The sequence below is a fragment of the Bacillus safensis genome, from assembly GCF_039619585.1.
Classification (GTDB): Bacteria; Bacillota; Bacilli; order Bacillales; family Bacillaceae; genus Bacillus; species Bacillus safensis.
The window spans coordinates 1485069-1510722 of sequence record NZ_CP154909.1; the positions used below are offsets into that span (position 1 = coordinate 1485069).

General features: G+C 42.3%; 28 protein-coding genes. 27 read left to right on the forward strand and 1 reads right to left on the reverse strand.

Annotated features, from left to right (window positions below; all coding sequences use genetic code 11):
* Positions 1–52: 52 nt before the first annotated feature.
* Positions 53–133, forward strand: a complete 81-nt coding sequence (spoVM, locus tag AAYR28_RS07565) for a stage V sporulation protein SpoVM (RefSeq protein ID WP_008354550.1) — start codon at positions 53–55, stop codon at positions 131–133.
* Between the two features lie 72 nt (positions 134–205).
* Here the strand turns inward: spoVM and rpmB are convergent, their stop codons facing one another.
* Positions 206–394 (reverse strand): 50S ribosomal protein L28, encoded by a 189-nt coding sequence (gene rpmB, locus AAYR28_RS07570; RefSeq protein WP_003212514.1) that lies wholly within the window; start codon positions 392–394, stop codon positions 206–208.
* A gap of 271 nt (positions 395–665) precedes the next feature.
* On the opposite strand from rpmB, the gene AAYR28_RS07575 reads away from it, so the two are divergent.
* The 26 genes from AAYR28_RS07575 (at position 666) to sucC (ending at position 25633) form a co-directional block, all read left to right on the forward strand.
* Entirely contained in the window at positions 666–1028 is a 363-nt protein-coding gene (locus AAYR28_RS07575; RefSeq protein ID WP_008344871.1) for an Asp23/Gls24 family envelope stress response protein, read from the forward strand.
* A gap of 15 nt (positions 1029–1043) precedes the next feature.
* Positions 1044–2717, forward strand: coding sequence for a DAK2 domain-containing protein (locus tag AAYR28_RS07580; RefSeq protein ID WP_120207064.1), 1674 nt, complete (start codon positions 1044–1046; stop codon positions 2715–2717).
* Positions 2718–2865: 148 nt separating this feature from the next.
* Positions 2866–3528, forward strand: a complete 663-nt coding sequence (gene sdaAB / locus AAYR28_RS07585) for an L-serine ammonia-lyase, iron-sulfur-dependent subunit beta (RefSeq protein WP_024424201.1) — start codon at positions 2866–2868, stop codon at positions 3526–3528.
* Positions 3529–3548: 20 nt separating this feature from the next.
* Positions 3549–4451, forward strand: a complete 903-nt coding sequence (gene sdaAA / locus AAYR28_RS07590; RefSeq protein ID WP_024424200.1) for an L-serine ammonia-lyase, iron-sulfur-dependent, subunit alpha — start codon at positions 3549–3551, stop codon at positions 4449–4451.
* Positions 4429–6477, forward strand: coding sequence for an ATP-dependent DNA helicase RecG (gene recG, locus AAYR28_RS07595; protein WP_120207062.1), 2049 nt, complete (start codon positions 4429–4431; stop codon positions 6475–6477). The genes sdaAA and recG overlap by 23 nt, the downstream gene beginning before the upstream one ends.
* Positions 6478–6589: 112 nt before the next feature.
* A complete protein-coding gene (fapR, locus tag AAYR28_RS07600; RefSeq protein ID WP_024424199.1) occupies positions 6590–7156 on the forward strand; it encodes a transcription factor FapR in 567 nt (188 codons plus the stop codon).
* A gap of 15 nt (positions 7157–7171) precedes the next feature.
* Positions 7172–8170, forward strand: a complete 999-nt coding sequence (gene plsX / locus AAYR28_RS07605) for a phosphate acyltransferase PlsX (RefSeq protein ID WP_034281756.1) — start codon at positions 7172–7174, stop codon at positions 8168–8170.
* 14 nt (positions 8171–8184) lie between these two features.
* Entirely contained in the window at positions 8185–9129 is a 945-nt protein-coding gene (gene fabD / locus AAYR28_RS07610; RefSeq protein ID WP_061109833.1) for an ACP S-malonyltransferase, read from the forward strand.
* Positions 9129–9872: a 3-oxoacyl-[acyl-carrier-protein] reductase gene (gene fabG / locus AAYR28_RS07615; RefSeq protein WP_025092570.1), complete on the forward strand. Its 744-nt coding sequence runs from the start codon at positions 9129–9131 to the stop codon at positions 9870–9872. Before fabD ends, fabG begins: the two co-directional genes overlap by 1 nt.
* 81 nt (positions 9873–9953) lie before the next feature.
* A complete protein-coding gene (acpP, locus tag AAYR28_RS07620) occupies positions 9954–10187 on the forward strand; it encodes an acyl carrier protein (protein WP_008344853.1) in 234 nt (77 codons plus the stop codon).
* A 181-nt stretch (positions 10188–10368) separates the two neighbouring features.
* Complete coding sequence (rnc, locus tag AAYR28_RS07625) at positions 10369–11112, forward strand: ribonuclease III (protein WP_034281759.1); 744 nt, start codon at positions 10369–10371, stop codon at positions 11110–11112.
* Positions 11113–11217: 105 nt separating this feature from the next.
* Positions 11218–14778, forward strand: a complete 3561-nt coding sequence (gene smc / locus AAYR28_RS07630) for a chromosome segregation protein SMC (RefSeq protein WP_120207060.1) — start codon at positions 11218–11220, stop codon at positions 14776–14778.
* 21 nt (positions 14779–14799) lie between these two features.
* A complete protein-coding gene (ftsY, locus tag AAYR28_RS07635) occupies positions 14800–15786 on the forward strand; it encodes a signal recognition particle-docking protein FtsY (RefSeq protein ID WP_024424194.1) in 987 nt (328 codons plus the stop codon).
* Between the two features lie 143 nt (positions 15787–15929).
* Complete coding sequence (locus AAYR28_RS07640; RefSeq protein WP_012009935.1) at positions 15930–16262, forward strand: putative DNA-binding protein; 333 nt, start codon at positions 15930–15932, stop codon at positions 16260–16262.
* A gap of 13 nt (positions 16263–16275) precedes the next feature.
* The gene (gene ffh / locus AAYR28_RS07645) at positions 16276–17616 is read left to right on the forward strand and encodes a signal recognition particle protein (protein WP_034281763.1); all 1341 of its coding nucleotides are present in this window, start codon (positions 16276–16278) and stop codon (positions 17614–17616) included.
* Positions 17617–17721: 105 nt separating this feature from the next.
* A complete protein-coding gene (gene rpsP, locus AAYR28_RS07650) occupies positions 17722–17994 on the forward strand; it encodes a 30S ribosomal protein S16 (RefSeq protein ID WP_008344841.1) in 273 nt (90 codons plus the stop codon).
* Complete coding sequence (locus AAYR28_RS07655; RefSeq protein WP_024424192.1) at positions 17994–18239, forward strand: KH domain-containing protein; 246 nt, start codon at positions 17994–17996, stop codon at positions 18237–18239. Before rpsP ends, AAYR28_RS07655 begins: the two co-directional genes overlap by 1 nt.
* 103 nt (positions 18240–18342) lie before the next feature.
* Positions 18343–18729 carry a YlqD family protein gene (locus AAYR28_RS07660; RefSeq protein ID WP_024424191.1) on the forward strand — a complete coding sequence of 129 codons (387 nt, stop codon included), beginning with the start codon at positions 18343–18345 and terminating at the stop codon, positions 18727–18729.
* 8 nt (positions 18730–18737) lie between these two features.
* Positions 18738–19262 (forward strand): ribosome maturation factor RimM, encoded by a 525-nt coding sequence (gene rimM, locus AAYR28_RS07665; RefSeq protein WP_120207058.1) that lies wholly within the window; start codon positions 18738–18740, stop codon positions 19260–19262.
* The gene (gene trmD / locus AAYR28_RS07670) at positions 19259–19993 is read left to right on the forward strand and encodes a tRNA (guanosine(37)-N1)-methyltransferase TrmD (RefSeq protein ID WP_024424189.1); all 735 of its coding nucleotides are present in this window, start codon (positions 19259–19261) and stop codon (positions 19991–19993) included. The genes rimM and trmD overlap by 4 nt, the downstream gene beginning before the upstream one ends.
* A 137-nt stretch (positions 19994–20130) precedes the next feature.
* A complete protein-coding gene (rplS, locus tag AAYR28_RS07675; RefSeq protein WP_008354510.1) occupies positions 20131–20478 on the forward strand; it encodes a 50S ribosomal protein L19 in 348 nt (115 codons plus the stop codon).
* A gap of 90 nt (positions 20479–20568) precedes the next feature.
* Positions 20569–21417, forward strand: a complete 849-nt coding sequence (gene ylqF / locus AAYR28_RS07680; protein WP_024424188.1) for a ribosome biogenesis GTPase YlqF — start codon at positions 20569–20571, stop codon at positions 21415–21417.
* Positions 21418–21493: 76 nt separating this feature from the next.
* On the forward strand, positions 21494–22258 hold the full coding sequence (locus AAYR28_RS07685) for a ribonuclease HII (protein WP_061109836.1): 765 nt from the start codon (positions 21494–21496) through the stop codon (positions 22256–22258).
* A gap of 26 nt (positions 22259–22284) precedes the next feature.
* Positions 22285–24024, forward strand: a complete 1740-nt coding sequence (locus tag AAYR28_RS07690; protein WP_120207056.1) for a glycosyltransferase — start codon at positions 22285–22287, stop codon at positions 24022–24024.
* The gene (locus AAYR28_RS07695; RefSeq protein WP_003211418.1) at positions 24021–24296 is read left to right on the forward strand and encodes a FlhB-like flagellar biosynthesis protein; all 276 of its coding nucleotides are present in this window, start codon (positions 24021–24023) and stop codon (positions 24294–24296) included. Before AAYR28_RS07690 ends, AAYR28_RS07695 begins: the two co-directional genes overlap by 4 nt.
* A 176-nt stretch (positions 24297–24472) precedes the next feature.
* A complete protein-coding gene (gene sucC, locus AAYR28_RS07700; protein ID WP_024426972.1) occupies positions 24473–25633 on the forward strand; it encodes an ADP-forming succinate--CoA ligase subunit beta in 1161 nt (386 codons plus the stop codon).
* Positions 25634–25654: the final 21 nt, after the last annotated feature.

Genomic DNA, 25654 nt, shown 5'->3' on the forward strand with positions numbered 1-25654 from the left:
GGCTGATTAAGCTCAATTGTGCTGCAAGCGGTACTTTTAGGAGGGGGACAAAATGAAATTTTATACAATCAAACTGCCTAGATTTCTTGGCGGCATTGTCCGTGCGATGCTTGGTTCATTTAAAAAAGATTAATGAGTAATCTCCTTTATTTCCACATAAAAACGCCTGCTACAGTTTATTGTAGCAGGCGTTTACTCTTCTTGCTTATACACGCTCAACTTTACCAGATTTCAAAGCTCGAGCTGATACATATACTCTTTTAGGCTTACCGTCCACTAGAATACGAACTTTTTGAAGGTTCGCGCCCCATGTACGTTTTGTAGAGTTCATTGCGTGAGAACGGTTGTTCCCAGCTTTTGTTTTTCTGCCTGTAATAACGCATTTACGTGCCATTTGTTTCCCTCCTAACTGCGAAAACATCATCATATTCTTCATATACGTACTTAGAGATGCCTCAAGATACTTTAATAATTTACCACAGCTTCAAGGGGTTTGCAAGGATTGTTTACTCCTCTTTCAAGAAAAATACCTTGACATCTTGATAAAAAATCAAGGCTATAGTATAAGTAGGATTGGGTCGGATTGAATGATTTCTTTTAAAAAGAAGGGTCTTATAGTAAAATAGTGATAACTCAGGGCAATTTCTCAAAAAGGGGGAACCAATGTGTCCATTGAACTTAGAACGAAATACGGACAAATTGATATATCAAATGAAGTCATTGCAATGGTGGCAGGAGGCGCTGCGATCGATTGCTATGGTATTGTTGGCATGGCGTCCAAAAATCAAATTAAGGACGGCTTGACGGATATTCTCCGCAAAGAGAACTTCAGCCGGGGTGTTCTTGTGCGTCAGAAAGAAGACCGCATTCATATTGATATGTACATCATCGTCAGCTACGGTACAAAAATATCAGAAGTCGCACATAATGTTCAAACGAAAGTCAAATACACGATTCATCACACAATTGGACTTTCTGTTGACTCGGTCAACATTTATGTACAAGGAGTAAAAGTTACGAACCCGTAGTAAGGAGGAAATATATTGTCTATTAGAAATCTTGATGGCCGCTCATTTGCAAAAATGATTCTTGCAGGTGCTCACCATCTTTCTCAAAACGCACAAATTGTGGATGCGTTAAATGTTTTTCCAGTGCCAGACGGAGACACGGGGACAAATATGAATTTGTCGATGACTTCAGGGGCAAAAGCAGTTGAAGAAACAAACACCGATCATATTGGGAAGGTCGGCGTGGCCCTGTCAAAAGGGTTATTGATGGGCGCAAGAGGAAACTCTGGCGTGATCCTGTCACAGCTCTTTAGAGGTTTCAGTAAACATATTGAACAAAAAGAAACAATTGATGCAAAAGAATTTGCTCTTGCCTTACAGGCGGGTGTTGATACAGCATATAAAGCCGTGATGAAACCGATTGAAGGAACGATCTTAACAGTTGCAAAGGATGCAGCAAAGAAAGCGGTTGCTGTTTCGGCAGCAGAGGATCAAATTGACCGCGTTCTAGAGTTAACGATTGAGGAAGCAAGAGCATCACTTGATCGAACGCCAGATCTGCTTCCTGTCTTAAAAGAAGTGGGTGTTGTTGATAGTGGAGGTAAAGGACTTCTATGCGTATATGAAGGTTTCCTTGCTTCATTAAGAGGAGAAGAGCTTCCTCCTAAATCGGCTTCTTTACCTACGCTAAAAGAACTCGTTAGTGCAGAGCATCATAAAAGTGCACAAAGTCATATGAACACAGAAGATATCGAATTTGGCTACTGTACTGAATTTATGGTGAAATTTGAAGAAGACAAACAGTCCTTTGATGAGAATGCCTTCAGAGAAGACTTAAGTGAATTCGGAGATTCACTTCTTGTGGTGTCTGACGATACACTGGCGAAAGTTCATATTCATGCCGAGCAGCCAGGAGATGTTTTATCATATGCACAGCGCTACGGCAGCTTGATTAATATGAAAATTGAAAACATGAGAGAGCAGCATAGCTCAATCGTGAACGAAGAAAGAGAACATGTGCCTGCTGCACCAAAAGCACCTGCTGCTGAAAAACAGCGCTTTGGCGTCGTCAGTGTCGCAATGGGAGAAGGAATTGCTGACTTGTTCAAAAGCATCGGAGCTTCCGTCGTCATTGAAGGCGGACAGACGATGAATCCGAGCACAGAAGACATTGTCACAGCAATAGAAAGCGTACATGCCGAAACCGTCTTTATCTTACCTAATAATTCTAATATTGTCATGGCAGCTAAACAGGCGGCAACTGTCTCAAGTCGTGAGGTCGTTGTCATTCCGACGAAGACCGTTCCTCAAGGAATGTCGGCACTTCTTTCTCTCAATGAAGCAGCTTCAAATGAAGACAATGAAAGAGCGATGCTAGAAGCGATTGACCATGTGAAAAGCGGGCAAATTACCTTTGCAGTAAGAGATACTCAAATTGATGGAATCGACATTGCGAAAGGTGACTATATGGGTCTGTTCAACGGGAAAATCACGTTAACAGCGAAAAATCAATTAGATGCAGCAAAAGAACTTCTAACCAAAATGGTGACAGAAGATGATGAGATTGTCACCATCATTAAAGGGGAAGATGCATCATCTGATGAGCTGGATGCACTGCAAGCCTTTATTGAAGAAACATTTGAAGATGTAGAAGTTGAAGTTCACGATGGAAAACAGCCGCTTTATTCATATATTTTGGCGGTTGAATAACGAAAGAAGGGCAAATAAAGCCCTTCTTCTTCTTTTGCAATTTTTTACTAGCCATTCAACGGTGAAATGAGTTGCGGGAAACGAATGAATCCATTAGTCTAAAGAAAGAACCAAACCATACGCGAGTGGTGATGAGAGGGGAAGACCTATGAAATTTAGAAGTGTGTTTGATATTATTGGACCTGTCATGATTGGGCCATCAAGTTCGCACACAGCGGGTGCGGCTCGTATAGGGAGAGTAGCCCGCAGCTTATTTGGAAGAGAACCGAAACGAATTGTCGTTTCATTTTATGGTTCTTTTAAAGATACGTATAAAGGACACGGTACAGATGTCGCCATTATCGGCGGTGTTCTTGACTTTGATACATTTGATGAACGAATCAAAACAGCGATTGATATTGCAAAAAGCAAAGAGATTGACATTGAATTTAAAGAAGAAGAGGCGGTGCCGGCGCATCCGAATACAGCAAAAGTAGAGATTTCAGATGCGAACGGAAGCCTTGAACTAATCGGGATTTCCATCGGCGGAGGTAAAATTGAAATCACAGAATTAAATGGCTTTGAGCTCAGGCTCTCAGGGAATCATCCTGCCATTCTTGTGGTTCATAACGATCGCTACGGGACGATTGCGGCAGTTGCCAATGTCTTAGCGAAATTCGCCATCAACATCGGTCATATGGAAGTGGCGCGTAAAGATGTCGGGCAAGAGGCACTGATGACGATTGAAGTAGATCAAAATATTGACCCAGCTGTCCTATCAGAGCTAGAAACGCTGCCAAACATTATTCAAGTCACACAAATTGCAGAGTAACAACAAGGAGGTTATGAATGATGTTTAAAAACGTCAAAGAACTCGTGCAGCTAACAGAAGAACGGAATACCTCCATTTCAGAAATTATGATTGTGCAAGAAATGGAAGTGACAGGGAAGTCACGTGAGGAAATTTTCTCCCAGATGTACCGCAACCTAGAAGTGATGGAGCAGGCCGTTGAAAACGGGCTGAAGGGTGTGAAATCATTATCAGGCTTAACAGGCGGAGATGCAGTCAAACTTCAAGCCTATATCGCATCAGGCAAAACACTGTCTGGTCATACGATATTAGATGCTGTCAGTAAAGCAGTTGCAACAAATGAAGTCAATGCTGCAATGGGAACCATTTGTGCCACGCCTACAGCAGGCTCAGCAGGTGTTGTACCAGGTACGTTATTTGCAGTAAAAGAAACATTAAAGCCAACAAAGGAACAAATGGTCAGATTCCTATTTACTTCTGGCGCATTTGGTTTTGTTGTGGCGAATAACGCCAGCATTTCCGGTGCAGCAGGCGGCTGTCAGGCAGAGGTAGGTTCTGCATCAGGGATGGCGGCAGCAGCTATTGTCGAGATGGCAGGCGGGACACCGCAGCAATCTGCAGAAGCGATGGCGATTACACTGAAAAATATGCTTGGACTTGTTTGTGATCCTGTAGCGGGACTTGTCGAGGTACCGTGCGTGAAACGAAATGCAATGGGTGCATCTAACGCCATGATTGCAGCAGACATGGCTCTTGCCGGCATCACAAGCCGCATTCCATGTGATGAAGTCATTGATGCGATGTACAAAATCGGTCAAACGATGCCAACGGCTCTTCGCGAAACAGCCCAAGGCGGTCTCGCAGCGACACCGACAGCAAGAGAGCTTGAAAAGAAGATTTTCGGAGGTGTGACCTCATCTCGTGATACAGAAACTGCAAGATAATGTCTCTGTCCTGAAGGGGATTGGAGAGGAAACCGAAAAAACACTCAATGAACTTGGAATCTACACAGTAGCCGATTTACTCGGCTACTTTCCTTATCGATATGACGACTATGAGCTTCGTAACTTAGAAGAAGTAAGGCATGACGAACGTGTCACAGTTGAAGGAAAAGTACATAGTGAGCCCGTTCTCACCTATTATGGAAAAAAACGAAGCAGGCTGACATTCAGGCTGCTTGTCGGGCGTTTTCTCATTGCAGCGATATGTTTCAATCGCCCATATTTAAAACGAAGCCTTGTGTTAGGTGATACAGTTTCCGTCACAGGAAAATGGGATAAAAACCGTCAATCTATCATGGTGCAGGAATTTAAAAAAGGGACGCACGAGCAAGATGGCAGTATAGAGCCCGTTTATTCAGTAAAAGAAAATGTGACCGTGAAAATGATGAGGCGCTTTGTAAAGCAGGCCTTGTCACTTTATGCAGACAAAGCTGAAGATCCATTGCCAAAGCAGCTTGTTTCTGCCTATAAACTCATGTCCTATCAGGAAGCATTAAAAACCATTCATCTCCCAGAAACAAGAGACTCGCTCAAGCAAGCAAGACGCCGTTTTGTGTACGAGGAATTTCTCATCTTTCAGCTGAAGATGCAGGCGATTAGAAAGAAAGAACGAGAGAGAACATCAGGCATCCAGCATCCGTTTTCCAAAGAGGCAGTTTTTGAGTTTGTTGACAGCCTGCCATTTCCGCTGACGAAGGCACAATCAAGAGTGCTTGATGAAATCATGTCGGACATGGCGTCTCCATATCGAATGAACCGGCTGCTTCAAGGAGATGTAGGTTCAGGGAAAACAGCTGTTGCGGCCATTGCGCTTTATGCCGCTCATTTATCAGGTTTTCAAGGTGCATTAATGGTCCCAACAGAAATTTTGGCAGAACAGCATGCCGATTCACTTTACCAGCTGTTTGAAAAATGGGGGCTGAATATTGCCCTTTTGACAAGCTCTGTGAAAGGAAAGCGACGCAGAGAATTGCTTGAACGTTTAAAAGAAGGCGAGATTGACATATTAGTCGGCACGCACGCACTCATTCAAGACGAAGTCGAATTTCAGCAGCTCGGTCTTGTCATTACAGATGAACAGCACAGGTTTGGCGTAGAGCAGCGGAAAAAACTAAGAAGCAAGGGGCAGGACCCGGATGTCTTGTTTATGACGGCCACACCTATTCCGCGAACACTTGCGATTACTGTCTTTGGAGAAATGGACGTCTCCGTCATTGATGAATTGCCAGCTGGCAGAAAACAAATCGAAACGTATTGGGTGAAGCATGACATGCTTGAGAGAATTCTTGCTTTTGTGGATAAAGAGCTGAGAAAAGGCAGACAGGCATATATTATTTGTCCGCTCATTGAAGAATCAGACAAGCTGGATGTCCAAAATGCGCTTGATGTCCATAGCATGCTCACTGAGGCATACCGCGGCAAGTGGTCGATTGGCTTAATGCATGGGAAGCTGGCGAGTGATGAAAAAGATCAGGTCATGAGAGCCTTTACCGCAAATGATGTACAAATTCTCGTTTCAACCACAGTCGTTGAAGTCGGGGTCAACGTACCGAATGCAACCATCATGGTCATTTATGATGCAGACCGCTTCGGACTGTCTCAGCTTCATCAGCTAAGAGGCCGGGTCGGACGAGGAGAGCATCAATCATTTTGTATTTTAATGGCTGATCCGAAGTCAGAAACGGGGAAAGAGCGGATGCGGATTATGTCCGAAACAACCGATGGCTTTGAATTGTCTGAAAAGGACTTAGAACTAAGAGGACCTGGCGACTTCTTCGGTAAAAAACAAAGCGGGATGCCAGAATTTAAGGTAGCAGATATGGTTCATGACTATAGAGCACTGGAAACGGCTAGAAAAGATGCAGCAGACCTTGTCCAATCGGACGCCTTTTGGACTGAGCCCGAATACAAAGAACTCCGGCAAACGCTGATAGACAGCGGTGTGCTGGGAGGAGATAAATTAAGCTGATCAAATGCTGGAGGAATTTTCTTGTCTTTTTGAAACAAGGATTGATTTATCATCTATGAGATTATATACTACTATTAGTACCTAGTCATAAATGTACGGATGGTGTCTGCATATGAAACTAAATAAAAAAGAACGTCAAAAGCTTCTCCAGCAAACGATCAGCTCGACTCCATTCATTACTGATGAAGAATTGGCAAGTAAATTCGGTGTCAGCATACAAACGGTTCGTCTTGATCGTTTAGAGCTGTCAATCCCTGAATTACGCGAAAGAATTAAGCATGTGGCCGAAAAGACATTAGAGGATGAAGTAAAGTCACTTCCACTGGATGAAGTGATTGGAGAAATGATTGATGTAGAGCTTGATGACCAAGCCATTTCCATTTTAGAAGTGAGAAAAGAGCATGTATTCAGCCGAAACCAAATTGCCAGGGGACATCATCTCTTCGCCCAGGCAAATTCGCTGGCAGTTGCCGTCATCGACGATGAACTGGCTTTGACAGCAAAAGCGAATATCAGGTTTACAAGGCAGGTGAAACAAGGCGAAAGAGTTGTCTCTAAAGCCAAAGTAGCCTCACATGATAAAGAAAAAGGAAGAACCGTAGTTGAAGTAAACAGCTATGTTGGTGAGGAAGTTGTCTTTTCAGGTGACTTCGTCATGTATCGCTCAAAACAAAAGTAAAAGGTGGCACGTAATATGAGAATTGCAGTCGATGCAATGGGGGGAGATCATGCCCCTAAAGCCATTATTGACGGTGTGCAAAAAAGCTTAACAGCATTTTCAGATATCGAGATTACACTTGTCGGCGATGAAAACAAAATCAAACCATACATAACAAACAACGACCGCATCACGATTTTAGATGCAAAAGAAGTGATTGAACCGACGGATGAACCAGTGCGTGCAGTTAGACGTAAAAAGGATTCATCTATGGTGAAAATGGCGCAGGAAGTATCCGAGGGACGAGCAGATGCCTGCATCTCAGCAGGAAATACTGGCGCCCTCATGACAGCTGGACTGTTTATCGTAGGCAGAATTGACGGTATTGACAGACCGGCACTTGCCCCAACTTTGCCAACACTGGATGGCAGCGGCTTCTTGTTACTAGATGTTGGTGCCAACGTTGATGCTAAACCAGAACATCTCGTGCAATATGCCATGATGGGATCAATCTACGCAGAGCGTGTCTTCCCAAAGAGCAATCCGCGTGTTGGACTGTTAAATGTAGGAACAGAAGATAAAAAAGGCAACGATTTAACGAAAAAAACCTTTGAATTATTAAAAGCTTCCGACTTGAATTTTGTAGGAAATGTAGAGTCTCGTGACTTATTAGAAGGTGTTGCTGACGTTGTTGTCACAGATGGTTTCACTGGAAATATTGCGCTTAAAACGATTGAGGGCACAGCCCTTTCTGTCTTTAAAATGCTGAAAGAAACATTAACATCCAGTTTTACAGCAAAAATAGCAGCAGGCATGATGAAGCCGAAATTAATGCAGATGAAATCTAAAATGGATTACTCCGAATATGGCGGTGCCGCTTTATTTGGTTTAAAGGCACCTGTCATTAAAGCGCACGGCTCCTCTGACGAAAATGCCATTTTCCATGCAATTCGTCAGGCACGTGATATCGTAGAAAAAGACGTTTCAGCCATCATTCATCAAGAAGTCCAAAAAGAAACAACGAATGAGTCTTAATGGAGGTAAGCAGCATGACTAAAATTGCATTTTTATTCCCTGGCCAAGGCTCTCAAAAAATTGGCATGGGAAAAGATTTATTTGACCAAGAAGCAGTATCTAAAGCTGTTTTTGAAGAAGCAGACAAGACCCTCGGGTTTGACTTATCTTCTATGATTTTTGAAGGGGATGCAGAAGAACTGACGCTCACCTTTAACGCGCAGCCAGCTCTTTTAACGACAAGTATCGCCATCTTAAAGAAATTTGAAGAGAGCGGAATCAAAGCAGATTATACAGCAGGACACAGTCTTGGCGAATACACGGCCCTCGTTGCAGCAGGTGCACTTTCGTTTAAAGATGCTGTTTATGCAGTCAGAAAGCGCGGAGAATTAATGAATGAAGCTGTTCCAGCAGGAGAAGGCGCTATGGCAGCAATTCTTGGCTTAGACAAAGCGGCACTTGAAGAAGTGACAAAAGAAGTGACAGAGAGTGGTCACCTTGTAGAGCTCGCTAACTTAAACTGTCCTGGTCAAATCGTGATCTCTGGTACAGCAAAAGGAGTAGAACTTGCTTCAGAGAAAGCGAAAGAAAAAGGCGCAAAACGTGCAATTGCCCTTGAAGTAAGCGGACCTTTCCATTCTGCATTAATGAAACCAGCCGCTGAAAAATTTACAGATGTTTTGTCAAAGCTGGATATTGCGGATGCGAAAACACCGGTCATCTCAAATGTAACAGCAGACATCGTGACTTCCCGAGATGAAATTGAGACAAAACTGATTGAACAACTGTATTCTCCTGTTCGTTTTGAAGAAAGTGTGGAACGCCTTATTGATTTAGGCGTCACAACATTTATTGAAATTGGTCCTGGCAAAGTGCTTTCAGGTCTTGTGAAAAAAGTGAATCGCCGCCTGACGACGATTTCCGTTTCAGATCAAGAAACAATTGAAGCAGCCATTCAAACATTGAAGGGGGATTCTTGATGCTTACAAATAAAACAGCCGTTGTAACAGGAGCATCACGCGGGATTGGCCGATCCATCGCGATTGATTTAGCGAAAAGTGGTGCAAATGTTGTCGTGAACTATTCTGGAAACGAAGCAAAAGCAAATGAAGTCGTAGATGAAATCAAAGCACTCGGCCAGCAGGCATTTGCTGTGAAAGCTGATGTCTCAAATGCTGAAGAAGTACAATCCATGATGAAACAAGCAATTGATACCTTTGGTTCAATTGACATTCTTGTGAATAATGCAGGGATCACAAAGGACAACCTGCTCATGAGAATGAAAGAGAATGAATGGGATGATGTCATTAACATAAACTTAAAAGGTGTCTTTAACTGTACAAAAGCCGTGACACGTCAAATGATGAAGCAAAGAAGCGGAAGAATTATCAATTTGGCTTCAGTCGTTGGTGTGTGTGGTAACCCTGGACAAGCAAACTATGTTGCAGCAAAAGCTGGTGTCATCGGATTAACGAAAACAACAGCAAAAGAGCTGGCAACCCGTCATATTACTGTTAATGCAGTAGCACCAGGCTTTATTTCAACAGATATGACAGACAAGCTTGATGAAAATGTACAGACGGAAATGCTCAAGCAAATTCCGCTCGCACGCTTTGGTGCACCTGAAGATATTAGCAACGTCGTTGTCTTTTTAGCTTCAGAAGGAGCAGGTTATATTACAGGCCAAACCATCCAAGTAGATGGCGGAATGGTCATGTCCTAAGAAATATCAAAATTTCATTAGGTTTTCTCTAGTTTTTTAAAAACAATTCAACTATAATACTTTGAGGGGAGGTGAAAGGCAATGGCAGACGTATTAGAGCGTGTATCAAAAATTATTGTAGACCGCCTTGGCGTTGATGAGGCTGACGTGAAAATGGAAGCTTCATTTAAAGAAGATTTAGGCGCTGATTCCCTTGATGTAGTTGAGCTAGTTATGGAACTTGAAGATGAGTTCGATATGGAAATTTCTGACGAAGATGCTGAAAAAATTGCAACAGTCGGTGACGCTGTGAACTACATAAATAACCAGCAATAAGTGTAACAAAGTCCCGTCTACTTTTGACGGGACTTTGAAAATTTATGTTAGTTTCAACACATTCAGCTGATCAATTGTCAGCCTTTTTCAGATGCTGGGAGCAATGTTTCCCTGCATGTAGAAAGAGAGACTCCATATAATCAGTATCCTTAAAGGCGATTACGCCTACCTGGAGGTTGCTATGCCAAAACAATATAAAGACAAACAGAAACAGAGCAAAAAACTAGAGCAATTTAGAGAATTCCAGCAGCGCATTTCTGTACAATTTAAAAATGAAAAGCTTCTATATCAAGCCTTTACCCATTCCTCTTATGTGAATGAACACCGGAAAAAGCCATACGAGGATAATGAAAGACTTGAATTTTTAGGAGATGCTGTTTTAGAATTGACCATCTCTCAATTTTTATTTGCAAAATATCCAGCGATGAGCGAGGGAGATTTAACGAAACTAAGAGCGGCGATCGTATGTGAACCGTCACTTGTATCACTAGCACATGAGCTGTCCTTCGGAGACCTTGTTCTTTTAGGAAAAGGCGAAGAAATGACAGGCGGCAGAAAACGCCCAGCACTCTTAGCGGACGTATTCGAGGCGTTTATCGGTGCACTTTATTTAGATCAGGGGCTTGAGCCGGTTGAACGTTTCCTAGAAGCGTACGTCTATCCGAAAATTAACGATGGAGCATTCTCGCACGTCATGGACTTTAAAAGCCAGCTGCAAGAATTTGTGCAGCGCGATGGAAAAGGTGTGCTCGAATACCGTATCCTGCATGAAAAAGGGCCTGCACATAACCGGGAATTTGAAGCAAATGTATCCCTTCGAGGTGAAGTGCTCGGAATTGGAAATGGACGCTCTAAAAAAGAAGCAGAACAGCACGCTGCACAGGAAGCACTTGCTAAATTGCAGAAACATCATATGAACCAATAAAATCCCCCTCGTTATTCAGGGGGATTTCACTCTGTTTTCCATCATCTTTTTTCACTTCATATGGTAAGATGATAGTACTTTAAATACATAAGGAGGATCACTCTCATGTTCCTCAAACGTTTAGACGTGATAGGATTCAAATCATTTGCACAGCGAGTGACCGTAGACTTTGTTAAAGGGGTCACAGCTGTGGTTGGACCAAACGGGAGCGGCAAAAGTAATATTACCGATGCTATCCGCTGGGTACTTGGAGAACAATCAGCGAAAAGCCTCCGCGGAGGAAAAATGGAAGATATCATTTTTGCAGGAAGTGACTCAAGAAAAAGAGTCAATCTAGCAGAGGTGACTTTAACATTAGATAACGAAGATCACTTTTTACCGATCGATTTTCACGAAGTCAGTGTGACAAGAAGGGTCTATCGCTCAGGAGAAAGTGAATTTCTCATAAACAATCAATCTGTCCGCTTAAAGGATATTATTGATCTTTTCATGGATTCAGGTCTTGGAAAGGAAGCTTTTTCCATCATCAGCCAAGGAAAGGTAGAGGAAATTCTATCAAGTAAGGCAGAAGAGAGAAGAAGCATCTTTGAAGAAGCGGCTGGCGTTTTGAAATATAAAACAAGAAAGAAAAAAGCCGAGAATAAACTGTTTGAAACGCAGGACAACTTAAACCGAGTAGAAGATATTCTGCATGAACTAGAAGATCAAGTAGAACCATTAAGAATGCAAGCATCCATTGCAAAGGACTATTTGCAAAAAAAAGAAGAGCTTGAAAATGTCGAAATCGCCCTAACTGTCCATGACATCGAAGCACTTCATGAAAAATGGACAACACTTGGTGAAGCAGTCGAGCGCTTCAAACAAGATGAAATGAAGCAGTCTACAGATATCCAAGCAAAAGAAGCCAAAATTGAAGAGTCAAGAGACCGCATTCAAGCGCTTGACGAATCAATTAATGACCTGCAAGAAGTTCTTCTTTTCACAAGTGAGGAATTAGAAAAGCTTGAAGGAAAAAAAGAAGTGCTAAAAGAGCGGAAAAAAAATGCGGCCGCAAACCAAGGACAGCTTGAAGAAACGCTCGTTCGTTTAACTGAAAAGCAGTCGCTGTTAACCGAAAAGATTGAGCAGCAGAAAATCACGCGGGACAGCCTGCAAAAAGAAGTGCAGCAGCTAAAAGATGAAGTGAACACAAAGCAGCATCAACTGTCGCTTCATAGTGAAGATGTGGAAGGTCAAATTGAACAGCTGAAAAGCGATTATTTTGATCTGCTCAATGAACAGGCTTCCATCCGTAATGAACGTAAATTACTAGAAGAACAGCAGCGCCAAGCTGCCATGCAGCTAGAGCGGCTGACGCAAAATAACCAAAAACATATCGAAGAACGAGTGTCTGTTAAAGAAAAGAAAACAGAAGCTGAGCAGCAGCTTGCAGCACTGGAAGAAGACATTCTGGCTCAAGTAAAACGCTTTAGAGAAGCAGAACAAAAGCTTGAGCAAATGAAACGTCAATACGAGAAAAAAGAAACGGCTCTTTACCAAGCCTATCAATACGTACAGCAGGCAAAATCCAAAAAAGAAATGCTTGAATCCATGCAGGAAGACTTCTCAGGCTTTTTCCAAGGGGTGAAAGAGGTCTTAAAGGCAAAAGAACGGTTAGGCGGTATTCATGGTGCCATTGCAGAGCTGATTCAAACGGATCAGCAGTATGAGACAGCGATTGAAATTGCGCTGGGGGCAGCCACGCAGCACGTCGTTACAGAAAATGAAGCAGCTGCGAGACAAGCGATTGGATACTTGAAGCAGCATTCCTTTGGACGTGCAACCTTCCTGCCAATGAACGTGATCAAAGAAAGAACCATTCAGCTCAGAGATGTTCAAACAGCAGAGCAGCATGCTGCATTTATCGGCGTAGCGAGTCACCTTGTTTTCTTTGACGAAAAGTATCAAAAGGTGATTCAGAATTTGCTTGGAACTGTGCTGATCGTTAGAGACTTAAAAGGCGCCAATGAACTGGCGAAAATGCTTGGACATCGTTACCGTATCGTGACTCTTGATGGAGATGTCGTAAACCCCGGCGGTTCAATGACCGGTGGCGGCGTAAAGAAAAAGAACAACTCTCTTCTTTCAAGAAACCGGGAGATCGAAACGTTAACAAAGCAGCTCGTTGAAATGGAAGAGAAAACAACGATCCTTGAAAAAGAAACAAAAGAAACGAAGCAATTGATCGGAGCAAACGAAAGCCAATTAAACGAACTGCGTCAGCGCGGCGAAACGCTTCGTGAAAAGCAGCAAGATCTCAAAGGGAAGCTATACGAACTGCAAGTTGCAGAAAAAAATATCAATGCTCATCTTGAACTTTATGATCAAGAAAAAGAAGAATTGCAGCAGCGTTCTACTGAACTCGCGGAGAAGGACAAAAAGCAGGTCGCTCTTGAAGCCTCTATAGGTGAGAAACTGACGGCTCTTGATCAAGAAATCAATACATTAACAAAGCGTAAGCAGACGCAAAGCTCAACGAAAGAAACCATTTCTGCTGAATTAACAGAGCTGAAAATCTCGCTTGCCAAAAAAGAGCAGTCCTTAGCGAATGAACAAGAAAAGCTTTCGAGCTTAATGGCTGAATTAGAAGAAGCTGAACAGACGCTAATGGAAACAAAAGAAGATTTGTCACTCTTAACAAGTGAAATGTCATCTAGTTCAAGCGGAGCCGAACAACTGGAAGAAGCGGCGAAAGAGAAGCTGGAAAACAAAAACAAAACAACCGCACTCATTTCAGAGCGCCGTAAGCAGCGTCTCGCTCTTTCTGAAACATTAGAATTCGCTGAACGTGAGCTTAAAGAACAAAAACGTTTGTATAAGCAGCTCACCACAAGCTTAAAAGATGAAGAGATTAAGCTTGGCCGTATGGAAGTCGAGCTCGATAACCTGATCGCTTATTTGAACGATGAATATGCTCTTTCATTTGAAGGAGCAAAAGAGATGTATCAGTTGACGTTATCGCCAGATGAAGCAAGAAAACGAGTGAAGCTGATCAAACTAGCCATTGAAGAGCTTGGAACAGTAAACTTAGGCAGCATTGACGAGTATGAACGTGTGAATGAACGCTATCTCTTCTTAACAGAACAGCGAAATGATCTGACAGAAGCGAAAAATACATTATTCCAAGTCATCGAAGAAATGGATCAAGAGATGACAAAGCGTTTCTCTGAGACATTCTCTCAAATCCGCGGTCACTTTGAATCTGTTTTCCAAGCATTATTTGGCGGCGGAAGAGCAGATCTTAAGCTGACAGATCCAACTGATTTACTCAACTCTGGCGTTGATATTGTCGCGCAGCCGCCAGGGAAAAAACTGCAAAACTTAAGCCTTCTTTCAGGCGGAGAGAGAGCCTTAACAGCGATCGCTTTACTATTCTCTATCTTAAAAGTGAGACCTGTTCCATTCTGCGTGTTAGATGAGGTAGAAGCGGCGCTTGATGAAGCAAATGTTTTCCGTTTTGCGCAATATTTAAAGAAATACAGCCAGGAAACACAGTTCATTGTCATTACGCACCGCAAGGGAACAATGGAAGAAGCCGATGTGCTTTACGGCGTGACGATGCAGGAATCAGGTGTTTCTAAGCTTGTATCTGTCAAACTAGAAGAAACGAAAGAGCTTGTCCAGTAATTAAAGGAGGTTTTTGAACCAATGAGCTTTTTTAAGAAATTAAAAGAAAAATTTACGCAGCAAACCGATTCAGTATCAGAAAAGTTTAAAGATGGACTCGAAAAAACGAGAAACTCCTTCCAAGGAAAAGTAAATGAACTGATTTCCCGCTACCGCAAAGTCGACGAAGACTTTTTTGAAGAGCTGGAAGAGGTTCTGATCGGCGCTGATGTCGGTTTCACAACTGTGATGGAACTGATTGATGAGCTGAAAAAAGAAGTGAAATTAAGAAACATTCAAGATCCAAGTGAAGTACAAGCGGTCATTTCTGAAAAACTGGTTGACATCTACAATAGCGGAGAGGAACAAATCTCTGCGCTGAACATTGAAGACGGGCGTTTGAATATCATTTTATTTGTAGGCGTCAACGGTGTTGGGAAAACAACGACTATCGGCAAGCTTGCAAATAAGCTGAAAAATGAAGGGAAATCCGTCATTTTAGCAGCAGGTGATACGTTCCGTGCCGGTGCCATCGAGCAGCTTGAAGTGTGGGGAGAACGTTCAGGTGTTCCTGTCGTCAAACAAACGGCAGGCTCTGATCCAGCAGCGGTGATCTATGATGCCGTTCAATCAGCAAAAGCGAAAAATGCGGATGTCCTCATCTGCGATACAGCAGGAAGACTTCAAAACAAAGTCAACTTGATGAAAGAGCTGGAGAAGGTCAAGAGAGTCATTGAACGCGAGGTTCCAGATGCACCTCATGAAGTATTGCTCGCTCTTGATGCGACAACGGGTCAAAACGCAATGGCACAAGCTAAGGAATTTTCTAAAGCGACAAATGTGACAGGGATTGCTTTAACAAAGCTTGACGGTACTGCAAAAGGCGGAATTGTTCTTGCGATTCGAAATGAGCTGAACATTCCCGTGAAGCTTGTCGGTTTAGGTGAAAAGGTGGACGATCTGCAAGAGTTTGATGCAGAATCGTATGTGTATGGATTATTCTCAGACGTAATTGATCAACAAGACTAACAAAAAAATGCCGGCAAATCTGCTGGCATTTTTATTTATGCGTAGCTTCATGAAGTGACAAGATAAAAACTTGACACACAGAAGAGAACCGTGTAAACTTAGTTGATGTAAAGGGAATGAACTTAACAAAGGGGAGAGAGCCCATGACGCTTGAAAAAACAACGAGAATGAATTACTTGTTTGACTTCTATCAATCGTTGTTGACCGCAAAGCAAAAGAGCTACATGTCGCTTTACTACCTAGACGATTTTTCCCTCGGTGAAATTGCGGATGAATATGAAGTATCAAGGCAGGCTGTTTATGATAATATTAAACGGACTGAAGCGATGCTTGAACAATATGAAGAAAAGCTGCTCTTGTTTAAGAAATTTAAAGAGCGTAAAGAACTTCTCAAAAAAATGAGAGAGCTTGTAGCTGATTCTGCGCAAACAGAAGAAGCAGAAGCTTTAATTGAATCGCTTGAGAAATTAGATTAGGAGGCGGCACAGTATGGCATTTGAAGGATTAGCCGACCGACTGCAGCAGACGATTTCAAAAATCCGCGGCAAAGGAAAAGTGTCAGAACAAGATGTAAAAGAAATGATGCGCGAGGTACGCCTTGCCCTTCTTGAAGCTGACGTCAATTTTAAAGTAGTCAAAGACTTTGTGAAAAAAGTAAGTGAGCGGGCAGTTGGACAAGAGGTCATGAAAAGCCTTACCCCTGGACAGCAGGTCATTAAAGTTGTAAAAGAAGAACTCACTGAATTAATGGGCGGAGAAGAGAGTAAGATCGCTGTAGCGAAAAAATCTCCAACAGTCATTATGATGGTTGGTCTTCAAGGGGCAGGTAAAACAACCACAACAGGGAAGCTTGCCAATTTACTTCGCAAAAAACATAATCGCAAGCCGATGATGGTAGCTGCTGATATTTACCGACCAGCAGCGATCCAGCAGCTTCAAACGCTTGGGAAACAGCTTGATATGCCGGTGTTTTCATTAGGTGATCAAGTCAGCCCTGTCGAAATTGCCAAACAGGCAATTGAAAAAGCGAAAGAAGAACACCATGATTATGTCATTTTAGATACAGCAGGACGTCTTCATATCGATGAAGAATTAATGGATGAACTTCAGCAAGTAAAAGAAGTAGCAAATCCAGAAGAAATTTTCCTAGTTGTTGACTCTATGACAGGTCAAGATGCGGTCAATGTCGCGAAAAGCTTTAATGAACAGCTTGGTTTAACAGGTGTCGTTCTAACAAAACTAGACGGTGATACAAGAGGCGGTGCAGCACTTTCTATTCGAGCTGTCACCAACACGCCAATTAAATTCGCTGCGCTAGGAGAAAAGCTTGATGCGATTGAACCATTCCATCCGGAGCGGATGGCATCAAGAATTCTTGGCATGGGAGATGTGCTCACGCTGATTGAAAAAGCACAGGCAAACGTCGACCAAGATAAAGCGAAAGAGCTTGAGCAAAAAATGCGGACAATGAGCTTCACGCTCGATGATTTCCTCGAGCAGCTTGGCCAAGTTCGAAATATGGGTCCACTTGATGAACTGATCCAAATGATGCCGGGAGCCGGTAAAATGAAAGGGCTCAAAAACGTCCAAGTAGACGAAAAGCAGCTCAATCACATCGAAGCGATCATTAAATCAATGACGACCGAGGAAAAAGAACAGCCAGAGGTCATCAATGCAAGCCGGAGAAAACGGATTGCAAAAGGAAGCGGAACATCTGTACAGGAAGTCAATCGCCTTTTAAAGCAATTTGATGAAATGAAAAAGATGATGAAGCAAATGACCAACATGTCCAAAGGAAAGAAAAAGGGCTTTAAATTACCATTTATGTAATTGGTTATACATGATAAAACCGTTGTTAAGAAAAAACACTTTACAAACCCTTTTATCATTGTTAATATACTATCTTGTTGAAATATTTTCGGAGGTGCTAGTAAAATGGCAGTAAAAATTCGTTTAAAACGTATGGGAGCAAAAAAATCTCCTTTCTATCGTATTGTTGTAGCAGATTCTCGTTCACCACGTGACGGTCGTTTCATCGAAACAGTTGGAACTTACAACCCAGTGGTATCACCAGCTGAGGTGAAAATCAACGAAGAATTAGCGCTTAAATGGCTTCAAAATGGTGCGAAACCATCTGATACAGTTCGCAATCTTTTCTCAAGCCAAGGAATTCTTGAAAAATTTCATAATGCGAAAAACAGCAAATAATGAATGAGCTGTCCTTGGAAGAATTGATTGTGTCCATCGTCGAGCCACTTGTTGATTTCCCTGAAGATATTCACGTATCTTCATTAGAAAAAGATGAGCAGGTGATTTACACACTGTCTGTCAATGCTGAAGATACCGGAAAAGTGATCGGAAAGCAGGGACGTACAGCAAAAGCGATACGAACAGTCATTTTTGCAGCAAGTGCAGAGTCTTCTAAGAAAGTTCAACTTGAGATTGCTGACTAAAAAGGGAGAGGGCTTAGGACCTCCCCTTTTTTTACACGTTTAAATCTATTTTTCGTTATACTGTAGAGGACAAATGCCTTCGGATAGGGGGACAAAAAGGAAGATGCAGATCATTCAACATGTCACCGTGATGCAAGTATTAACTGAAAGCAGTAAGGACAAACTGTTAACGACTTTTTTGGAGAAAAAAGAAAGACTAGAACGTGAATGCAATCAACTATATTTTCAACTAAAAAAACATGAAAAAGAACCACATCAGCAAGAAGCCATCCCTCAATTTCAAAAAGCGATCGATAAAAGGCAAGAGAAGATCCGGCAAATTGATTTTCAAGTAGAGCAGCTGCATATTTTGCCGCTTGGAAGTGAAATGAAAGAAACAGAAGTGGATGCACTGGTTGAAGTAAAAATAGGTGATAAATGGGATGACAAGATGCAAGATAATGTCATCGTCGTGAAAGACGGCACCATTGTGGAAATACGTCAGGGGTGATTGAGAACATGGAGCTAGAATGGTTGAATGTTGGAAAGATCGTCAATACACACGGAGTGCGCGGAGAAGTACGCGTCGTGTCAAAGACGGATTTCCCAGAAGAGCGCTACAAAAAGGGAAGCGTCCTCTATATTTTTAAGCAAGGTCAAAGCGAGCCGCTGAAAGTAACTGTCGCATCGCATCGCCAGCACAAACAGTTTGATTTGCTCACATTTGAAGAAATCAACTCATTAAATGAAGCAGAGCATTTGAAAGAATCAATCTTAAAGGTAGAAAAAGAACATCTTGGGTCATTAGACGAAGGAGAATTTTATTTCCACCAAATCATTGGCTGTGAAGTATACGATGAAGAGGACAAGCTGATCGGCCAAATCAAAGAAATCCTTACGCCAGGGGCAAATGATGTGTGGGTGGTTGGAAGAAAAGGCAAAAAAGATGCCCTCATTCCATATATACCATCTATCGTCAAAAAGATCGATATCTCATCCAAAACCGTACACATTGAAGTGATGGAAGGACTTATTGACGAATGAAAATCGATTTCTTAACCCTTTTTCCTGAAATGTTCGAAGGTGTACTTCACTCATCGATCTTAAAAAAAGCACAGGAGAAAGAAGCTGTTTCATTTCAAGTCGTCAATTTTAGAGAGTATTCGGATCATAAGCATAAAACAGTGGATGACTATCCGTATGGCGGCGGTGCTGGTATGGTACTGAAAGCGCAGCCCGTATTTGATGCGGTAGAAGATTTAACGAAGAAAGCAAGCACGAAACCCCGAATCATTCTTGTCTGTCCTCAAGGGGAAAGATATACACAAAAGAAAGCAGAAGAACTTGCAAAAGAAGAGCATCTTATGTTCATTTGCGGCCACTATGAAGGCTACGATGAGCGCATCAGGGAGCATCTTGTCACAGATGAGATCTCAATCGGAGATTTCGTCCTCACAGGCGGAGAGCTGCCAGCGATGATGATTGCAGACAGTGTGGTCAGGCTTTTGCCTCATGTGCTTGGAAAAGAAGCGTCTCACATCGAAGATTCATTCAGTACAGGTCTGCTTGAGCACCCGCACTATACAAGGCCGGCGGATTATAAAGGACTAAAAGTGCCGGATGTGCTCCTCTCTGGAAACCATGCCAAAATTGAAGAGTGGCGGCGCAAAGAATCCTTGAAGCGAACCTATACAAGACGGCCAGATTTGATCGATTCTTGCAAAACATTAACGGATGAAGAAAAAAGATGGCTTTGGCAGCTTCATAATGACTAGATTGTATTGCACACGGCATAGAGGTATGATATGATACTACTTGTGACTTGGACGGCTTGCTGATCCAAGTTTGAAAACGATGTTCCGCTGCAATGAAGAAAGAGGACATGAGCATCTGTTGGAAGGAGTTGAAAACGATGCAACATTTGATTGAAGAAATCACAAAAGAACAATTACGCACTGATCTTCCTGCGTTCCGTCCTGGTGACACTTTACGTGTACATGTTAAAGTTGTCGAGGGTACTCGTGAGCGTATCCAGATCTTTGAAGGTGTTGTAATTAAGCGTCGTGGTGGTGGAATCAGCGAAACTTTCACAGTTCGTAAGATCTCTTACGGTGTAGGCGTTGAGCGTACATTCCCTGTACACACACCAAAAATCGCTAAGATCGAAGTTGTACGTCACGGTAAGGTACGTCGTGCGAAACTTTACTACCTACGTGAACTTCGCGGTAAAGCGGCTCGTATCAAAGAAATCAGACGATAATGATATCAAAGGAAAGAGCTTGTTACCTGTAACAGGCTCTTTTTTTGTACAATGTATAGAGATAACAGGTAGAAGAAAGAAGGTGCACATATGACGATTCAATGGTTTCCAGGCCATATGGCAAAAGCAAGACGTGAAGTCACAGAAAAATTAAAGCTCATCGACATCGTATTTGAATTAACCGATGCAAGAATTCCGATGTCCTCTAGAAACCCAATGATCGAAGAAATCCTTCAAAACAAACCCAAAATCATGCTCTTAAACAAAGCAGATAAAGCAGATCCTCGTATGACAAAGGAGTGGCAGGCGCATTTTGAGCAGCAAGGCGTTCGATCACTTGCTATTAACTCTGTCGATGGACAAGGGTTAAATCAGATCATCACGACTTCAAAAGAAATTTTAAAAGAAAAATTCGACCGCATGAAAGCAAAAGGCGTCAAACCACGTGCCATTCGAGCACTAATTATCGGGATTCCCAACGTCGGAAAATCGACCTTAATCAATCGTTTAGCAAAAAAGAACATTGCCAAAACAGGAGACCGGCCTGGTATTACGACATCACAGCAATGGGTGAAGGTAGGGAAAGAACTAGAACTGCTCGATACCCCTGGAATCCTCTGGCCGAAGTTTGAAGATGAGCAGGTAGGACTCAGGCTTGCGGTGACTGGAGCGATCAAAGATTCGATCATCAACTTACAGGATGTCGCTGTGTATGCACTTCGTTTTCTAGAAGAGAATTACCCAGAGCGATTAAAAAAACGCTATGATCTAGCGGAGATACCTGAAGATACGGTTGAGCTGTTTGATGCAATTGGCACTAAGCGCGGCTGTCTAATGAGCGGGGGATTCATAAACTATGACAAAACCACCGAAATCATTATTCGGGATATTCGAACAGAAAAATTTGGTCCCCTCACTTTTGAGAAGCCTGAAAGCTAAAAGACACGCAGCTCATGCGGGTCTTTATTTTTTGCGAAAAACTGCCGATATAAAGAAGGAGGCTGCGAAAAAGCCTATGTACACGGTGAAACAAATAAAAGAACTAATAGAAAAGCATGCAGGCGACGAGTCATACATTCGCGAGCTTGTGAAAGATGATACGAGAAAAAGTGTCCAAAAACTGATAGAAAAGTGGCACAAAGAGAGAGAAAAGCAGCAAGCACTTCACGCAGCATGGCATGACATGCTGCAATTTGAAAACAAAGCAAAGGCGCAGGGATACACATGTATTGCTGGAATAGATGAAGCAGGAAGAGGACCGCTTGCCGGCCCAGTTGTAGCAGCAGCCGTTATATTAAAGGAAGAGACAGTCCTGCTCGGTTTAAACGACTCAAAGCAATTATCTGAGAAAAAAAGATTGGCTTATTATGATTTAATTCAAAAAGAAGCACTTGATATCGGAATCGGCATTGTTGATGCGGCTACGATCGATGAAATCAATATTTATGAAGCATCAAGACTGGCGATGGTAAGAGCTGTAGAGCAGTTAACTCATACACCTGATTATCTACTCATAGATGCCATGACACTCCCGCTTTCTACCCACCAAGAGAATATCATCAAAGGAGATGCAAAAAGTGCATCCATTGCAGCAGGTGCATGTATTGCGAAGGTGACAAGGGATCAGATGATGGAAGAGTACGGGCGTAAATATCCTGAGTATCAATTTGAAAAACATAAAGGGTACGGAACGAAAGAGCACCTGGCTGCGATTCAAACACATGGTGCTACCCCAATCCACCGATTATCGTTTGCGCCGGTGAAATCTGTTATATCATAAATTTTAATCTAAGGAGGCTGCCTGTGATGACAAGAGTTGAGGACATACATACAGCACTGAATAGCCGGCTGAATACGGCCGAATCGGTTCCATTAAACACCGAAGGGAAGGATAATGTTCATCGGCTGATTCTCGGCAAGGTACTAAAAATGCTTGGAGATGATACAGCCCTTGTTCAAATAGGCTCAACGAAAATAAAAGCACAGCTGGCGGCTCAGCTTAAAGCAGACGCGTTTTATTGGTTCCAATTTGAACAAGAGGGTGGAGGCAGCCTCAATAAACTAAGACCCGTTCAGCAATTTGATCAAGATCCTAAGACATTAAAAGATGCAGCAGCCAAACTATTAGAAGGTCTCTCACTGAAAAATGGGATTGAAAACATGCTGACGGCTACAGCTTTTTTAAAGGAAAAGCCGGTCATCAACGAAGGAGAGTTAAAAACGGCAGTGAAGTGGATCGAACAGCTTCAAGGAGCTGATGTGAAGAAAGGGCTCCAGGCACTTCTCTTTGCTTTAAAGAAAGATTTACCGATCCAGCAAGGGGTGCTTCAATCTATTTTAGCCGTAAAATCATCCTCTGCCCTTCACCAGGATATAACAGCTCTATTAAATCAATTAACACAGCTTCCGAAGCACACAGATGCCACACAGACCCTTATACAAGCCGTTCGGTCAGTTGTAGATGCAGAGACAGCCGTCCATGCAGAAAAGCTCTTATCGATCCTTCTAGCAGCGAGAGAAGGCGTGGCGAAGCAAGACGGCAATTCACCAATAACGACTCCGCTCAATCCGTCTCAGCAAAAAGAAAATAGTCTTGCCTCAATTGTTCAAGAGCGTCAGCCGTCCCAAGTTCTTCAGACAAACGTGCAGCAGCAGTCAACAAGTCCAACAGCGCTGCAAATTCCGCTTCAGCAAATTGAGCGGATACTGACAAGCTTGATGAAACAAGGTGCAGACGGGCAGCAAGAGCCTAACTTAAAACAGCTCACAGCATTGCTTCAAGGACTCCAGCAGGCAGGATCTCAGCCTGACGCAAAAGGAGCTGTGCTTCAAAAAGAGTTTCCCTTCCTGTCAAAAAGAGAGGCAAAAGCTTTGGCCCAGGTGGTGCAGCAGACTGAACCAACATTAAGCAATAAAACTGATGTGCTCGATTTACTTATGACGATGAAAAAGGCAATTGGTGTACGTGATGAAATCGGTATGCTGAAACTGCTCGAAAAAGGCAGCCAGGATGTCAAAACTCAGGAGCTGCACCAATTAAAGCTTGTGCTGAATGATGTAAAGCAGGCGGATTTACCAGAGCCCATTAAAAAAGAAGTGGATCAATTATTTCATAGATTGAATGGGCAGTTATTTGTGCAGCAGGAGAACCAAACCGTCAGTCAAATGATGGTTTCCTATCCTCTTTTCTCAAAACATAGTGTTCAAGATTTAACCTTTATACTAAAGGGACATAAGAAAAAAGATGGCTCTATTGATATTTCTCAGTGCCGCCTGATGTTTTATCTAAACATGGAAAACCTTGAAGAAACCTTAATAGACTGTACGATTCAGCAAAAGGTCATGTCCATTACTGTCGAGACAGCCCATGAACTGCAAGGAACCATTAATCCGATGATTCCGGCTGTTCGGGAGAATTTAAATGCTCTAGGATACAGTTTAACGGGAATTACAGCGAAAAAGAGACAAGAGCCAGTAGATCCGTCTCAATTTCTAGATGAACACTTTCATAAAATCAGCGAGAAAGGGCTGGACTTACGAGTATGAAGGATTCAAAACCGCTTAGAAGAGCGGTCGCTCTGCATTATGATGAAGAAAAACAAAAGGCGCCAAAAGTCGTTGCAACAGGCAGCGGCTATGTGGCAGATCATATTATTGAAGAAGCAAAAAAGTCGGGAGTCCCAATCCAGGAAGACCGTAATTTAGTCGAACTCATGCGCCACTTAACATTAGATGAGGAGATCCCCGAAGCGTTATACGATACTGTAGCAGAAATTTTTTCGTTTATCTACAGATTAGATCAAAAAATGAAAAAATAAGGTAAAAAAAGTGATTTGGCTGAAAAATTTATATTTTTAATAAAATAAAAGTTTGAATGTTTAGAAGGATTTTACGATTTTACATAGAACCCTAGACATTCTCTTTTTTATTCTTTAAAATGAAAGCGCAGTCTATTTTATAATTTTTGTTTCTACATATGTTGGGAGGATGGGAAATGAATATCCATGAGTACCAAGGAAAAGAAATCCTAAGAAAATATGGGGTTTCAGTTCCAAATGGTAAAGTAGCATTTACACCTGATGAAGCAGTGAAAGCATCAGAAGAGCTAGGGAGCTCTGTATATGTCGTAAAAGCACAGATTCATGCAGGCGGCCGTGGTAAAGCAGGCGGGGTAAAAATTGCAAAAACGAAAGATGAAGTGAAAGGGTTTGCAGAGGAATTGCTCGGCAAGACACTTGTCACACATCAAACAGGGCCTGAAGGGCGCGAAATAAAACGCTTACTTATTGAAGAAGGCTGCGATATTCAAAAGGAATACTATGTTGGACTAGTTTTGGACAGAGCGACATCAAGAATTGTATTGATGGCATCTGAAGAAGGCGGTACTGAAATTGAAGAAGTAGCAGAAAAAACGCCAGAAAAAATCGTCAAAGTGGTCATCGACCCAGCGATTGGCCTGCAAGGCTATCAGGCGAGAGAAGTAGCATTTAAAATTAATATTCCAACAAAATTAGTTGGCCAAGCTGTTAAGTTTATGACAAGCCTTTACAATGCGTTTATTGAAAAAGATTGTTCAATTGCTGAGATTAATCCACTTGTTGTAACAGGCGATGGAAAAGTCATGGCACTTGATGCAAAATTAAACTTTGATAGCAATGCCTTATATAGACAAAAAGATATATTAGAATACCGTGACCTTGATGAAGAGGATCCAAAAGAAATTGAAGCATCTAAATATGACTTAAGCTACATTTCTTTAGATGGAAATATTGGCTGTATGGTTAATGGAGCAGGACTTGCGATGTCTACAATGGATATCATCAAGCATTACGGCGGGGACCCTGCAAACTTCCTAGATGTTGGCGGCGGTGCAACAGCTGAAAAAGTAACGGAAGCATTTAAAATCATCTTATCTGATCAAAATGTCAAAGGGATTTTCGTGAACATTTTTGGCGGCATCATGAAATGTGATGTGATTGCAGAAGGTGTTGTTGAAGCGACGAAACAGGTCGGCTTAACATTACCACTTGTTGTACGTCTTGAAGGAACAAACGTTGAATTAGGGAAGAAAATCCTGAGTGATTCAGGCTTAAATATCACTTCTGCTGAGTCTATGGCTGACGGGGCAGAAAAGATTGTATCTTTAGTCAAGTAGAGCAGAAAGGCAGGGAACCTA

What these genes read in the sequence shown, in the direction of transcription:
- rpsP (WP_008344841.1), top strand. Translation starts at nt 17,722, where the DNA reads ATGGCAGTAAAAATTCGTTTAAAACGTATGGGAGCAAAAAAATCTCCT.
- rplS (WP_008354510.1), top strand. Translation starts at nt 20,131, where the DNA reads ATGCAACATTTGATTGAAGAAATCACAAAAGAACAATTACGCACTGAT.
- rimM (WP_120207058.1), top strand. Translation starts at nt 18,738, where the DNA reads ATGGAGCTAGAATGGTTGAATGTTGGAAAGATCGTCAATACACACGGA.
- sdaAB (WP_024424201.1), top strand. Translation starts at nt 2,866, where the DNA reads ATGAAATTTAGAAGTGTGTTTGATATTATTGGACCTGTCATGATTGGG.
- ffh (WP_034281763.1), top strand. Translation starts at nt 16,276, where the DNA reads ATGGCATTTGAAGGATTAGCCGACCGACTGCAGCAGACGATTTCAAAA.
- rnc (WP_034281759.1), top strand. Translation starts at nt 10,369, where the DNA reads ATGCCAAAACAATATAAAGACAAACAGAAACAGAGCAAAAAACTAGAG.
- rpmB (WP_003212514.1), bottom strand. Translation starts at nt 394, where the DNA reads ATGGCACGTAAATGCGTTATTACAGGCAGAAAAACAAAAGCTGGGAAC.
- plsX (WP_034281756.1), top strand. Translation starts at nt 7,172, where the DNA reads ATGAGAATTGCAGTCGATGCAATGGGGGGAGATCATGCCCCTAAAGCC.
- fapR (WP_024424199.1), top strand. Translation starts at nt 6,590, where the DNA reads ATGAAACTAAATAAAAAAGAACGTCAAAAGCTTCTCCAGCAAACGATC.
- smc (WP_120207060.1), top strand. Translation starts at nt 11,218, where the DNA reads ATGTTCCTCAAACGTTTAGACGTGATAGGATTCAAATCATTTGCACAG.
- AAYR28_RS07655 (WP_024424192.1), top strand. Translation starts at nt 17,994, where the DNA reads ATGAATGAGCTGTCCTTGGAAGAATTGATTGTGTCCATCGTCGAGCCA.
- sdaAA (WP_024424200.1), top strand. Translation starts at nt 3,549, where the DNA reads ATGTTTAAAAACGTCAAAGAACTCGTGCAGCTAACAGAAGAACGGAAT.
- sucC (WP_024426972.1), top strand. Translation starts at nt 24,473, where the DNA reads ATGAATATCCATGAGTACCAAGGAAAAGAAATCCTAAGAAAATATGGG.
- ylqF (WP_024424188.1), top strand. Translation starts at nt 20,569, where the DNA reads ATGACGATTCAATGGTTTCCAGGCCATATGGCAAAAGCAAGACGTGAA.
- trmD (WP_024424189.1), top strand. Translation starts at nt 19,259, where the DNA reads ATGAAAATCGATTTCTTAACCCTTTTTCCTGAAATGTTCGAAGGTGTA.
- AAYR28_RS07640 (WP_012009935.1), top strand. Translation starts at nt 15,930, where the DNA reads ATGACGCTTGAAAAAACAACGAGAATGAATTACTTGTTTGACTTCTAT.
- acpP (WP_008344853.1), top strand. Translation starts at nt 9,954, where the DNA reads ATGGCAGACGTATTAGAGCGTGTATCAAAAATTATTGTAGACCGCCTT.
- AAYR28_RS07695 (WP_003211418.1), top strand. Translation starts at nt 24,021, where the DNA reads ATGAAGGATTCAAAACCGCTTAGAAGAGCGGTCGCTCTGCATTATGAT.
- spoVM (WP_008354550.1), top strand. Translation starts at nt 53, where the DNA reads ATGAAATTTTATACAATCAAACTGCCTAGATTTCTTGGCGGCATTGTC.
- fabD (WP_061109833.1), top strand. Translation starts at nt 8,185, where the DNA reads ATGACTAAAATTGCATTTTTATTCCCTGGCCAAGGCTCTCAAAAAATT.
- ftsY (WP_024424194.1), top strand. Translation starts at nt 14,800, where the DNA reads ATGAGCTTTTTTAAGAAATTAAAAGAAAAATTTACGCAGCAAACCGAT.
- AAYR28_RS07660 (WP_024424191.1), top strand. Translation starts at nt 18,343, where the DNA reads ATGCAGATCATTCAACATGTCACCGTGATGCAAGTATTAACTGAAAGC.
- fabG (WP_025092570.1), top strand. Translation starts at nt 9,129, where the DNA reads ATGCTTACAAATAAAACAGCCGTTGTAACAGGAGCATCACGCGGGATT.
- AAYR28_RS07690 (WP_120207056.1), top strand. Translation starts at nt 22,285, where the DNA reads ATGACAAGAGTTGAGGACATACATACAGCACTGAATAGCCGGCTGAAT.
- AAYR28_RS07685 (WP_061109836.1), top strand. Translation starts at nt 21,494, where the DNA reads ATGTACACGGTGAAACAAATAAAAGAACTAATAGAAAAGCATGCAGGC.